Here is a 12,502-nt window from a genome sequence, read left to right on the forward strand (position 1 = left end):
TAAATTATACATAGTTTAATATTATAATTTAATCTTAGTATTATGGTTTGAAAATTGACTGAAGTTAATCATGATGTTGTGATGTTCGCCTTAAAATTCTCTGCCTGCGCCAGCACGCCCATATACACATCATCATTCGCCACCGGTGGGAATTTATGTTTGTGCAGCAGCAGAATCAGTTCCACCTTCAGCTTGGCTTTAATATCATCACGCTTGCTCCAGTCCGGATACTTCGAGGTGTTATCGACCACCGCCTTCATCTCTTTCGCCAGCGCCAGCATCTTGTCATCCTCATAGGTGAATTGATACTTATCGCGCATGTGCGCCAGAATGTCGTAAAAAGCTTTCTCTTCGATATCAATCCCCATTTCGGCATAGGTACCCATTTCGGTTTTAATATCGTAGATAATATCGGTCATCTCCTGGCTGAAGGAATCGAATTCCTCACCATTGAGCACATCATCTTCCCGGCGTTCGTTATATTTATCCATAATCGACTGGAAACGGCGGGTGAAGTTGATCCCCTGCAGCTGGTTAACCTTTTTAAAGTCGCTGATGGCTTTTTCCAGCAGCTTTTGCAGCAGCTGAATTTTGGTTGCCGGGAGTTTGATCTTATTAATGCGCGCCAGGTAATCTTCATCAAAGATATCGATCGACTCCGCTTTCTTGTCGCCAAGGAAAAATAGCTCTTCCACGCCGTCGGCCTTTAACGCATCGGCAATCATCTCACGCACACGGGCGTTCATCTGCGTGACGTCCGGCGCGTCGCCTTTGGTCAGCTTGAAGACGATAGAGCGCACGGCAATATAAAAATGGATATGGTCGCGCTCGGCCTGCGACAACGACTCGCTGCCGGAGCAGATGTCATAGGCCGCTTTCAGGCGCTTCACCAGCCCCATAAAGCGGCGCTCTGTCTTCTGAGTACGCATAACAAACTCTGCCGCCTGATTCAGGCATGCCAGCTGCGCCTGCGGTTCTCCGCTGAAGTAAGGTCGGCTATCGAAATAGTGTAAAACCTGCGCCAACAGATCGAGATGATTTTTCACCTCAATCACTGACTGTTGGATATCTTCAAAGTTCGTTGCATCAATGCGGGAATACATCGCCAGCGCCTGGTTCATCTGGCGCTTAATACCGATATAGTCGACGACCAGCCCTTTGCTTTTGCCTTCCAGCTTGCGGTTAACGCGGGAGATGGTCTGGATCAGGTTGTGTTTTTGCAACGGCTTATCGATATAAATGGTGTCCAGCTCCGGCACATCAAAACCAGTCAACCACATGTCCACCACGATGGCGATTTTGAAATTCGACTTCGCGTTTTTGAATTGTTTATCCAGCTCTTTGCGGTACTCTTTACTGCCCAGCAGCTCGTACAGTTTCGCATGATCATCTTTGCCACGCGTCATGACCATCTTGACCATTTCGGACGGCGGCAGCTCTTTCTCTTCCTGCTCGGTCAGTTCAACGTCATCCGGGGCCTGTTTAACCTCAAACCACTCCGGACGAAAGTCTTTTAACTGACGATAGAAATCCCAGGCAATCTCTCGGCTGGCGCAGACAAACATCGCCTTGCCTTTCACCGTGGAGCCTTCGTTGACACGTTTTTCATAATGTTTAGCAAAGTCTTCCGCCAGTGCCTCAAGGCGATCATCGTCGCCGAGAATGGCGTTCATGGTGGCGCTGGCTTTTTTACTTTCGTCGATTTGCCATTCATTGGTACCGGCGTTAGCGCACTCTTCGTAGTACTTTTCCACCTCTTCCAGCTTGCGGGTGTCGAGGATGACCTTCGCCGCGCGGCCTTCGTAGACGATGCGCACCGTGATCTCATCCTGAACGGATTCGGTCATGGTATAGCTGTCGACGATGTTGCCAAAGACTTCCATCGTGGCGTCGATAGGGGTGCCGGTAAAACCAACGTAGGTGGCCTGCGGCAGGGAGTCGTGCAAATATTTGGCGAAACCGTAAGTTTTGCGCACTCTGCCGCTCTCTTTATCGACGATCACTTTCTGATCGAGGTTGACCTGGCTGCGGTGCGCTTCGTCGGAAATACAGATGATATTGCTGCGCCCGGAGAGCAGTTCGGTATCTTCGGTAAATTTGTGGATGGTGGTCAGGAAGACGCCGCCGCTGTTGCGACCGGCCAGTTTTTCCCGCAGATCATCGCGGCTGGTGACGGGCACTACGGTGTCGTCGCCAATATAGTTTTTGGCATTGCACATCTGTGCCGAGAGCTGATCGTCCAGGTCGGTGCGGTCGGTGATCAGCACGATAGTCGGGCTGGCGAACTCGACGCTTTTCATCAGCAGGCGGGTTAAGAACTGCATGGTGTAGCTCTTACCGCAGCCGGTCGCGCCAAAGTAGGTGCCGCCCTTGCCGTCGCCGAAAGGTTTACGCGCCCGTTCAATGCTGTAGTACAGCTTGCGCGCCGCATAGTACTGCGGGTAGCGGCAGCAAATTTTCACTTCATGTTTGGCTTTATCCGGGAAGCAGATAAAGTTTTTGATCACGTCCAGCAGGCGGACCGGATGAAACAGCCCCTGAATCATCGAGTGCAGGGAAGGGATGCCGTCCTGCTCGCGGTTTTCATTGCCGGTGACTTTGCGCCAGGAATAGAAATACTCATACGGTGCAAACAGGTTGCCCATGCGGTTATTGACGCCGTCGCTGATAATGCACAGCGCGTTATAGACGAACAACTGCGGAATATCACGGCGATAGCGGGTGCAGAGCTGCTTATACGCATCGCCAATATTGGCTTCCTGCTCGCGCACCGCGCTTTTAAATTCAAAGACCACCAGCGGCAGGCCGTTGATATATAGAATGGCATCCGGTATACGCGGCTGGTTTTCTTTACCGGTGATGGTCAGCTGATTGACGATTTTTACCCGGTTCAGCGGTTGGGTAAGATGATAACTTGCTGGCGTTTCCGCGGCCTGTTGCAGCGGAACCTCTTCGGTATCGAACAGTTCACGTAGTGCGGCGGGCAGATGCCGGGTGTCGAGCAGTTCGATATAGAGATCTTTCTGCTGGCGATCGTCGCGTTTAAACAGGAAACCGTTGGCCAGCCAGGCGCAGAAGGTTTTATTGCTTTCGTAAATATCGGAGGCGGGCAGGGTAGTGAACTGCTTAATCAGCCGCTGGATCTCTTCATCGGTGATGCCGTCGGCCTGGTAGCGCGCGGCGAAGTAGTGACGAAGATCGTCTTCGATAACCACCTGATCGAGGCTTGAACGCGGCACATCATCGCCGATCAGATGTTGGTAGCCCTGATCCTGTAGCAGTTCGATAATGGCTTGTTCTAACTTCGCTTCACTGAATGAGAGATGCATATCTCGCTCCGGCCCTGGCTGGTTTTCTGGTAAGGGTTCCTGTAACTAAAGAAAACCTTACCAGAAAGCCCCTGATTTAACAGGGGCAAAATGCATTATGCGGGTTCGGTTTGGTTCACTAAATCCGGGAGATCCTCCAGAGACAGCTCGCCGGAGATAAGTTTGGGGAGCAGAGTGTCGCGAAGGGCGGTTAGATCATATGTATTTCGATTGTTGAAGCTTATTCTTTTAAATATGATATCTGTTGATATTTTATATTGATGCAGTATATCAGTATCAGGTAAAAGAATGGGGATTTTTCTTATGATCTTAGAGTTGACAGCCGTTGCAATAGAGGATGTACTTCCTAAAGTATTGTAATCAAAATGCTGTAAGTATGAATACAGATACTCTTTGTTGACCCCATGCTTCATATTATAAAAATGAGCAATAGCCTCATTGGTGGTTAATATGCTCTCTGCTATCGCTATTCGGCCAATAGTCAGTTTGAAGCTTAATAAAACAGCTCCTTTAGGTACAATCTTTACGTTGTAGTTATTTACTGCATCAGTAGTTAAATATTCACTGCTTTCTTTAATAAATACATTGCAATTACCAAGATCCTTAATTGAGACCCATGTGTAATTGCTGTCTTTTTTGTGGCTGAAGCACTCCTTTTGATTACGTGGAGGTGTTTTCCCGATAGAAATTGTTGCGATTTCTTCAGCATTTTTGTGATACCAATCTTTCGGCACCCAACCCAACTCTGTTTCTTCAAATTCAGCCGGGAACAGTGCACGGATATCCGCCGGAAGTGGTTTGAAATCTGCACTACTGCGTACTTTTTGACGCAGTTCGGCGCGAGATTGCAGCGCTTCCGGGATTGGGTTTCCCGCATCCAGCGCGTTATCAATCACCGGGTCAAAATCCACAAACCAGGATTTGAACAGGGTTTGTGACATTTGTTCCAGGGTTTGGTTGATTTGCTTACCAAGCGTGACTCTTTTCTCTAATTGATAAAGCTGGGCAGCCACTTTTTGTTGGATATCTAGATAAATAGGTACTTTAACTTTGGCCTTGTGCAGATGATTTCTGTTTACTCCTGGTACTGCTGCTTTATCTGTATAGTCTGCATACGAAATTGTCTGAAGAAGGTAATACACGAATAAAGGATCGTTTCCCTTAAAGTCAACAACATAAAGTGTTGTATTGAGAGGCCAAAAATCTTCTTCAGAATAGAAAACCTCACCAATTGTTCCATATCGACCTGTTACTACACCAGGCCCCTTAACCATTGGTTTGTCATGGAAATCAGTAAAACCTGATGAGGAAATTATTGGGATGCTACCTTCGTTTCGAGTGCTTTTAGGAAGATCATAACCACGTTTAAGCTCAATAAAATCGCCTAATTCACATTCTTTCCACTTACTCCCCATAACCCAACGCCTCCAGGTTCTGGCGAATGGCTTTATCCAGTTCTTCCGCCTGCTTCATCTGCGCAAACAACGTCTGCGACAACTCGCGCATTTTGGTTTCAAATGCCACGCCGTCGTCTTCCTGCTCGGCGGCACCGACGTAGCGGCCCGGCGTCAGCACATAGTCGTTAGCCTTCATCTCTGCAATAGTCGCGACCTTGCAGAACCCGGCCTGGTCTTCGTACTGCGCCAGCTTGCTGTCGCCGCGCTTAACGCGCTCGACCAGCTCTTCCGGTGTGCTGCGCCAGGCATGGTAGGTGTCGGCGATGATGGCGATGTCGTCCGCCGTCAGCTCTTTGATGGTGCGGTTGATCATGGTGCCAAGGTTACGCGCATCGATAAACAGCGTTTCGCCCTGACGGTTACGATAGCCTTTGGCCGGATCGGCCGCCTTCGACTTAGTCATAAACCACAGGCACACCGGGATCTGGGTGGTGAAGAACAGCTGGCCGGGCAGGGCAATCATGCAGTCGATCAGATCGTTTTCGATCATCTGCGCGCGGATCTCTCCTTCGCCGCTGGTGTTGGAGCTCATCGAGCCGTTCGCCAGCACAAAACCGGCGGTACCGTTGGCCGACAGCTTGGAAAGCATATGCAAAATCCAGCCGTAGTTGGCGTTACCGGTCGGCGGCGTGCGGTAGCCAGCAAAGCGCGGGTCTTTGGTCAGCTCGGCATCGTTGCGCCAGTCTTTCAGGTTAAACGGCGGGTTGGCCAGAATATAGTCGGCTTTCAGGTCCGGGTGCTGGTCGCTGAAGAAGGTGTCCGCCGGGCGCTCGCCGAGGTTGGCGGAGAGGCCGCGAATGGCAAGGTTCATCTTCGCCAGCTTGTAGGTGGTGGCCGTCAGCTCCTGACCGTACAGGGCGATATCACGGCTTTTCCCCTGATGGCTTTCGACAAACTTCACCGACTGCACAAACATCCCCGCCGAACCGCAGCAGGGGTCATAGATTTTGCCCTCGAACGGTTCGAGCATTTCGGTCAGCAGCGTCACCACGCATTTTGGCGTATAGAACTCGCCGCCGCCTTTACCCTCAGTGGCGGCAAACTTGCCGAGGAAGTATTCATACACGCGACCGACCAGGTCTTCTTTCGACAGCGCTTCCACGTCGGTTTCGTGGGCCAGCGTTTCGATGTTATCGATGGTGTCGATAAGCGACGCCAGCTTCTTGGTTTCCAGATTCTGACGGCTGAAGTAGTTGTCCGGCAGCGCGCCTTTCAGCGTCGGGTTGCGCTTCTCAATGGTGGAGAGCGCGGTATCAATGCGCACGGCAATATCATCCTGTTTGGCGTGCTGCTTGATGAACGACCAGCGCGCCTCTTCCGGCAGATAGAAGATGTTGTCCTGCTGATAGAAGACTTCCATTTCGAGGAAATCGCCCTGGCCTTCGTCTTCCATCTTTTTGCGGCGGGCTTCAAACTTATCGCTGATAAATTTGAGGAACACGAGGCTCAGCACCACGTGCTTGTATTCGGAGGATTCAACGCTGCCACGAAGCTGGTTCGCGGTATCCCATAATGTGTCTTCAAAGCCTTTCTTTGCTTTGGCTTTTTTGGTTGGTGCTTTGGCCATGATGAACTCGTTCTGGAAAAATTTGCTGGCTATTGTAACGGTAAAAGAGGTGAAGTTCGCCCTCTACTCAATCTCCAGCTCATCAAACAGTTGTAAATCCACGTCCAGTAATTCAACGGCATTACTGCGTCTGATCCCGACGTTGTTTTCAATCAACAGTTCCAGCAGGCGATCGCCGTCGATTAGCGTAATCGGCGCGGCTCCGGGGAATAACGCCGCCTCTGCGCATTTTGCCGCAAATTTTCCAGTGGTGATTAGCGTGCCGCGAATAGCTTTGTGGTAGGGCAAAGCGCCGCGCAGCTGATCGATAAACGGGCGGGTAATGGTATTTTGCATCCGCTTCACCTGCACCACTTCGGTAATAGTGGTGATGCCAACCTGCACTTTACCGACCACATCCACGCCTTTATCGCCGGAGGCTTTGGTCACCTCGACTTGTTCATAACCCATCGCTTCCAGTAGTTGGCCGACCAGATGCTCAAATTTGTAGGGATTCATAGTGGAGATCTGTTCACGCAGCAGCTCTTTTTGCTGTTGATTGTAGCGCTTCACTGCATCCAGAAGTTCTTTGCGCGGGTCGGTTTGGCGTTCTGGCAGCGCTTTGCCAAGCCATTTTCTACCGGTATCGGTAATTTTGTAGCTCATCCCTTCGCGGGCCACCAGTTTACGTTCAACCAGGTTATACAGCCGGGCATAGAGCGTTGTTTTAACTGAACTTGGAGAGGCGAATTTAGAGTGCTGATGCAAGAAAGCCTGCCATTCCGGAAGCAGATCGGCGCGCCGGGCCTGTTCGCGGCCGGCGAGCAATTCCAATAGCTGCAGCATGCCTTCAATATCGTCCAGTTTACGCAGCGTCGCTTCATCATAAGCGAGGAATAAGCGTCCTTGTTCACTGGGATGCCAGCCACCATCCTCATCGGTCTGCATCAAATCGAATAGCGGGTTGTTGATAAACATATAACAACCATAGCTGTGGCGGGGGTTAAGTATATGGTTATCTGTATTCCAGATTTGCCAGGCAATTTTGGCATCCTCACCGCTCAGTCGTTCCTTAATCCAGTGGTCCGGTTCGGACCAGTCAACCGGGTTCTGTGGCGTGCCGGTCTGTTCCTGAATGGCGGAGATCATATTACGGACCGATTTTACTGAGCATCCTGCTACGGCTTTCATCATGGCGCGGGCCTGGTCGTAGGTCGGGAACAATGGGGTAATGACTTTGTAATTTCGCATGGCAATTCCTTCGCTAAAGCAATGTACAGCATCATGGCATTTTATAAACAGTGATGAAGGGTCGGCTATCACTAAATGTATGTAATTTCATAATATTGCTCGCCTTGGCGGGTATTCATGTGTCTTCCCCGGAGGCGGCGCTTGACGCGCCTTGTCCGGGCTACCGATCCGCAGACGGCGGTGAACCCGTAGCCCGGTCAGCGCAGCGCCACCGGGGACCAGCCTATAACCTCACTCCATCGCCACCTTCACCGCCATGCCCAGCTGCACCATCACCTCTTTATGCTTCTCAATCGGCGGCAGGGCGCAGTTGATCCTTAAGCAGTTGCGATACTTCCCGGATGCTGAAAACAGCGATCCCGGCGCGACCTGGATCTTCAGCCGGCACAGCTGCTTCGCGACGCAGACCATGTCCACCTGCTCCGGCAGCTCGACCCACAGCATAAAGCCGCCTTTCGGGCGGGTAACGCAGATTCCGCAGGGGAAAAACTCCCGCAGCCAACAGGTGTAGATCTCCATATTACGCTGATAGATCTGCCGCATCCGCCGTACGTGGCGGTGGTAGTGGCCTTCGCGAATAAAGTTACAGGCCGCCAGCTGGGTGGAGGGGACGTTGGTGCCGCTCGCGGCATACTTCATCTGTAGCAGACGATCGTAATAACGGCCGGGGGCAATCCAGCCGATGCGCAGGCCGGGAGCGATGGTTTTGGTAAACGAACTGCAGAGCATCACCCGGCCATCGATATCCCAGGAATGGATGGTGCGCGGGCGCGGGTATTCGGTCGCCAGCTCGCCGTAGATATCATCCTCAAAGATAACGATATCGTGGCGCTGGACGAGGCATAGCACCGCCCGCTTGCGGGCATCCGGCATGATAAATCCCAGCGGATTATTGCAGTTGGGGACCAGGATCACCCCTTTGATCGGCCATTGATCGAGCGCCAGCTCTAACGCCTCGATGCTGATCCCGGTTTCCGGATCGGTGGGGATCTCGATGGTTTTTAGCCCTAATCCGCGTAGCATCTGCATGGTGCCGTAGTAGCAAGGGGATTCGACGGCGACGATATCGCCGGGCTGGCACACCGACAGCAGCGCCAGCGACAGCGCGCTGTGGCAGCCGCTGGTAAGCACCAGATCGTTGGCGGTGACCACCGAACCGCCGTCGAGCATCAGGCGGGCGATCTGTTCGCGCAGTTCGCGACGCCCGGCCAGCTCGTCGTAGTTCAACACTTCGCTAAGGTTGTGCTGAATTGCCCGGCTCAGCTCGCGCCAGATAGGCTTCAGGCTTGGCTGGGTGACGTCCGGCGAGCCGCCGCCGAAGGGGATAATCGATTTATCGTGGCGGGCGTCGAGCATGGTCAGCACCTGATCCCACTGAGTGATCTCTACCGGGCGCTGGACCGGCCGCGACATCGGCGGCACCGGCGGCTGAGCTTTACGCGGGGCCACGAAATAGCCGGATCGCGGCTGCGGCACGATCAGCTGCTGCTGTTCCAGCGTCTGGTAGGCCTGCTGAACGGTGCTGATGCTGACGCCGTGTTCCTGGCTCAGGCTGCGTACCGACGGCAGCTTTTCGCCGGGGCGATACAGCCCCTGTTCGATGCGTTCTGCCAGCAGGCTGGCCAGATGTTGATAGCGGGTCATGCTGTATCCTTGATCGTCGCCATACAGATCAATAAACCAGTACAGATTGGCGGTAAAAATGAGGTCTGCTGTACGTTTTAGCGAATCTGTATGTTAAAGAAAAGTATTTTGTGAATCTGTATTGTTTAGCCCCGGATCCGTGAAGATAAAGCCTCTGGCAAGGTGAGGAGGTAGAGGATGGAATTTCACGAGAATCGGACAAGACAGCCGTTTATCGGCTTCGTATTTCTGGCGCGGATAATCAAAAAATGGTGGCTTCGCGAACAAACACGCAGAACATTGCAGCGAATGAGCGACGAACAGCTAAAAGATGTCGGACTGCGCCGGGATCAGATCAATTAAAAAGTGCGATTTTTTACCCGGCATTTCCCCGGAGGCGGCGCTTGACGCGCCTGTCCGGGCTACCGGCCCGCAAACGGTAATCAACCCGTAGCCCCGGTCAGGCGTTAGCCGCCACCGGGGAGATGACCGCAGCTGCCCTGGAGGTGGTTTCCCGGAGGCGGCGCCTGACGCGCCTTGTGCGGGCTACCAGACCGCGGAGAACTGTAGCCCCGGTAAGCACTAGCGTGACCGGGGATGATACATTCATAGAATTTATCAATTCATGCTTATCAATTCTTCGTTTCTTGATACTTATCGTGATAAGTATTATTTTCTTCGCAGCTAAGTGAGGAAAATAAGATGACCGAAGACGATCTGTTTGCCCAGCGCCCGATGGGCATGCGCATGGCGATGGTCGTGCGCCAGTGGCGCGCGATTATTGATTCTGCCATTACCGACACCGGCCTGACCCAGTCAAGCTGGACGGTGCTGATGCAGCTGCATCAGCTGGGGGATAACGTCTCGGTCAGCGAGCTGGCGGAGGTGCAGGGCATTGAACTGCCGCCGCTGATGCGCACCCTCACGCAGCTGGAAAAGCAGGGCTATCTGCTGCGTTCAACATCGCCTTATGACAAACGCATCCGCCTGCTGACGCTGACGGCGGAAGGCCGCGCTATTCTGGAGAAGCTGAACCGCGTGATTGAGACCTATCAACAGCGCGTCACCGAAACTATCCCTGAAGCGCAGCTCGCCGCCTTTAGCGCCACGTTAAATCAAATTGCCTGCAATCTGCGGACTATCCGCGAAGAAGATAACAAGATCTAAAACACTATGATGACCCCTGAACAGAAATTTGCCCGCTGGGTAAGGGTGAGTATTGCCGCCTTCCTGGCCATATTCGCCTGGTTTATCGTTGCCGATATCTGGATCCCGCTCACGCCGGACTCCACCGTGATGCGCGTGGTCACGCCGGTCTCGTCGCGCGTCTCCGGCTATGTCTCCCATGTCTATGTGCACAACAACAGCCAGGTGAAGAAGGGCGATCTGCTCTATGAACTGGATCCGACGCCGTTTATCAATAAAGTGGAAGCGGCGCAAATCGCCCTTGAACAGGCGAAACTCAGCAACCAGCAGCTGGACGCGCAGATCGCTTCTGCCCGCGCCAACCTGCGCACCGCCCAGTACACCGCGCGCAACGATAAGGTGACCTTCGATCGCTACCAGCGCCTGAGCACCATGCAGAACGTCTCTCAGTCGGATCTGGATAAAGTGCGCACCACCTGGCAGACCAGCGAGCAGTCGGTCAGCGCGCTCAACGCCAGCATCCAGAATCTGCTGATCCAGCGCGGCGAGCGCGACGATGCGCGCAACGTCACGTTGCAGAAGTACCGCAACGCACTGGAAGAGGCGCAGCTTAACCTTGGCTGGACGAAGGTGCGCGCCGAAACCGACGGCATGGTGAGCAACCTTCAGCTTAACCCCGGTCTGTACGCCACCGCCGCCACGCCGCTGCTGGCGCTGGTCAGCAATCAGACCGATATCGTCGCCGATTTCCGCGAGAAGAGCCTGCGCCACACCGGCGTCAACACCGATGCCGCGGTGGTGTTTGATGCGCTGCCGGGGAAAGTCTTCCGGGCGCACGTCACCAGCAGCGATGCCGGTATTCTGGCCGGACAGGAAGAGGTCAATGGCCAGCTGTCGCAGCCGGAGCAGTCTACCCGCTGGGTGCGCGACGCGCAGCGCATGCGCATTCACGTCGCGCTTGATGAGCCGCTGGATAAACCACTTCCCACCGGGGCCCGCGCGACGGTACAGCTCTATAACAGCGATGGCCCGTTCGCCCGCACCTTTGCCGGCGCGCAGATCCATCTGGTGAGCATGCTGCACTATGTCTATTAATACCCTGGCGCGGGTTTTCACCCCGCACGGCAACATCGTCTATACGGCCAACGATTTTCGCCAGACGCTGCGCATCGCCGTGGCCGGCACTATCGCGCTGAGCATTTCGACCTTCTACGACGTGCAGTACGGCGTCTTCTTCGTGGTTTATCCGCTGATGCTGCTGTCGCTGGTGCCGGTGTTTAACCGTCACGTGGCGCGGCAGTTTGTGTTCAGCGCGGCGGTAAACTGCGTCGAAATGGTGCTGATCGTCGGCTATCTGTCGCAGTGGCCGGTGATGATGACGCTGGTGGTGTTTGGCCTGTACGTAATGCGCTTTCGCTTTATGAGCCAGGGGCCGCTGTTTCTGCTGGGGTCGATGGGCGTGGTGTGTCAAAGTACGATGCTCAACTTTATGAGCTATCCCACCAGTAACTGGCACACCCTGATGTTCTCCAATATGGAGGCCTGCGTGATGGCGGTGGCGCTTAGCGCATTGCTTAACTACTTCATCCCGGACGTTGAACCGCGCAAGCCGCCGCCGCGCATTGAAAAAGATGCTGCCCGTATTCGCCATGAATCGCTGCTCTCCGGCAGCGTGGCGACAATGATCTTTGTGATCTTTCAGGTCTGCGACCTGAGCGACTCGCTGTCGGCGCTGATGGCGGGGATTTTAATTCTGTTCCCGATGCACTATCGCGGCGCGGTGATCAGCTCGATCTGGCGGGTGGTGGGGGTGGTGCTGGCCTGCCTTTATATTCTGGTGGTGCAGCTGATTATCTACGACTTCAGCAACCATATGCTGCTGATGATGCCGCTGATTGGCCTCGGCCTGGCGTTTAGCGCACGCCTGCACGTGATGGAGAAAGTGGGTGCCGGCGTTGGCTTTGCCAGCATCACCACCATCGGCATCATGTTCGGCCAGAACCTGCATCCCGACCAGGACCTGGTGTTCAGCGATCTGTACCGCATCACTTCCGTCACCGTGGCGCTGATCGTCACGCTGACCATGGTCTTCCTTATGCATCGGCTGCTGAACTGCTTTGCGCCAACCCGGTTCGTGGTGACTGAATAAG

9 protein-coding genes are annotated in these 12,502 nt (G+C 53.6%); 4 read left to right on the plus strand and 5 right to left on the minus strand.

Annotation, left to right across the window (positions count from 1 at the left end; genetic code table 11):
- Positions 1–68: 68 nt before the first annotated feature.
- The 5 genes from KOSB73_RS05900 to KOSB73_RS05920 form a co-directional block, all read right to left on the minus strand.
- A complete protein-coding gene (locus KOSB73_RS05900; RefSeq protein WP_098140317.1) occupies positions 69–3,329 on the minus strand; it encodes a type I restriction endonuclease subunit R in 3,261 nt (1,086 codons plus the stop codon).
- 95 nt (positions 3,330–3,424) lie between these two features.
- Positions 3,425–4,744, minus strand: a complete 1,320-nt coding sequence (locus KOSB73_RS05905) for a restriction endonuclease subunit S (RefSeq protein ID WP_004137257.1) — start codon at positions 4,742–4,744, stop codon at positions 3,425–3,427.
- Positions 4,734–6,353 (minus strand): type I restriction-modification system subunit M, encoded by a 1,620-nt coding sequence (locus KOSB73_RS05910; protein ID WP_049086903.1) that lies wholly within the window; start codon positions 6,351–6,353, stop codon positions 4,734–4,736. The genes KOSB73_RS05905 and KOSB73_RS05910 overlap by 11 nt, the downstream gene beginning before the upstream one ends.
- Positions 6,354–6,416: 63 nt before the next feature.
- Positions 6,417–7,583, minus strand: coding sequence for a restriction endonuclease (locus KOSB73_RS05915; protein WP_004137261.1), 1,167 nt, complete (start codon positions 7,581–7,583; stop codon positions 6,417–6,419).
- A gap of 231 nt (positions 7,584–7,814) precedes the next feature.
- Positions 7,815–9,227, minus strand: a complete 1,413-nt coding sequence (locus KOSB73_RS05920) for an aminotransferase-like domain-containing protein (protein ID WP_098140318.1) — start codon at positions 9,225–9,227, stop codon at positions 7,815–7,817.
- Positions 9,228–9,404: 177 nt separating this feature from the next.
- Between KOSB73_RS05920 and KOSB73_RS05925 the strand changes: the two genes are divergently transcribed.
- From KOSB73_RS05925 to KOSB73_RS05940, 4 genes are all read left to right on the plus strand, one after another.
- Complete coding sequence (locus KOSB73_RS05925; RefSeq protein ID WP_098140319.1) at positions 9,405–9,569, plus strand: DUF1127 domain-containing protein; 165 nt, start codon at positions 9,405–9,407, stop codon at positions 9,567–9,569.
- Between the two features lie 339 nt (positions 9,570–9,908).
- The gene (locus KOSB73_RS05930; RefSeq protein ID WP_004133212.1) at positions 9,909–10,373 is read left to right on the plus strand and encodes a MarR family winged helix-turn-helix transcriptional regulator; all 465 of its coding nucleotides are present in this window, start codon (positions 9,909–9,911) and stop codon (positions 10,371–10,373) included.
- A gap of 6 nt (positions 10,374–10,379) precedes the next feature.
- Positions 10,380–11,447: an HlyD family secretion protein gene (locus KOSB73_RS05935; protein ID WP_049132032.1), complete on the plus strand. Its 1,068-nt coding sequence runs from the start codon at positions 10,380–10,382 to the stop codon at positions 11,445–11,447.
- Positions 11,437–12,501 carry a DUF2955 domain-containing protein gene (locus KOSB73_RS05940; protein WP_004133209.1) on the plus strand — a complete coding sequence of 355 codons (1,065 nt, stop codon included), beginning with the start codon at positions 11,437–11,439 and terminating at the stop codon, positions 12,499–12,501. The genes KOSB73_RS05935 and KOSB73_RS05940 overlap by 11 nt, the downstream gene beginning before the upstream one ends.
- Position 12,502: the final 1 nt, after the last annotated feature.

The organism is Klebsiella grimontii (genome assembly GCF_900200035.1).
GTDB classification, from domain to species: Bacteria; Pseudomonadota; Gammaproteobacteria; order Enterobacterales; family Enterobacteriaceae; genus Klebsiella; species Klebsiella grimontii.

Excerpts from the sequence above, each read along its gene's own strand:
- KOSB73_RS05915 (WP_004137261.1), bottom strand. The coding sequence starts at position 7,583 with ATGCGAAATTACAAAGTCATTACCCCATTGTTCCCGACCTACGACCAG.
- KOSB73_RS05930 (WP_004133212.1), top strand. The coding sequence starts at position 9,909 with ATGACCGAAGACGATCTGTTTGCCCAGCGCCCGATGGGCATGCGCATG.
- KOSB73_RS05900 (WP_098140317.1), bottom strand. The coding sequence starts at position 3,329 with ATGCATCTCTCATTCAGTGAAGCGAAGTTAGAACAAGCCATTATCGAA.
- KOSB73_RS05935 (WP_049132032.1), top strand. The coding sequence starts at position 10,380 with ATGATGACCCCTGAACAGAAATTTGCCCGCTGGGTAAGGGTGAGTATT.
- KOSB73_RS05925 (WP_098140319.1), top strand. The coding sequence starts at position 9,405 with ATGGAATTTCACGAGAATCGGACAAGACAGCCGTTTATCGGCTTCGTA.
- KOSB73_RS05910 (WP_049086903.1), bottom strand. The coding sequence starts at position 6,353 with ATGGCCAAAGCACCAACCAAAAAAGCCAAAGCAAAGAAAGGCTTTGAA.
- KOSB73_RS05940 (WP_004133209.1), top strand. The coding sequence starts at position 11,437 with ATGTCTATTAATACCCTGGCGCGGGTTTTCACCCCGCACGGCAACATC.
- KOSB73_RS05920 (WP_098140318.1), bottom strand. The coding sequence starts at position 9,227 with ATGACCCGCTATCAACATCTGGCCAGCCTGCTGGCAGAACGCATCGAA.
- KOSB73_RS05905 (WP_004137257.1), bottom strand. The coding sequence starts at position 4,744 with ATGGGGAGTAAGTGGAAAGAATGTGAATTAGGCGATTTTATTGAGCTT.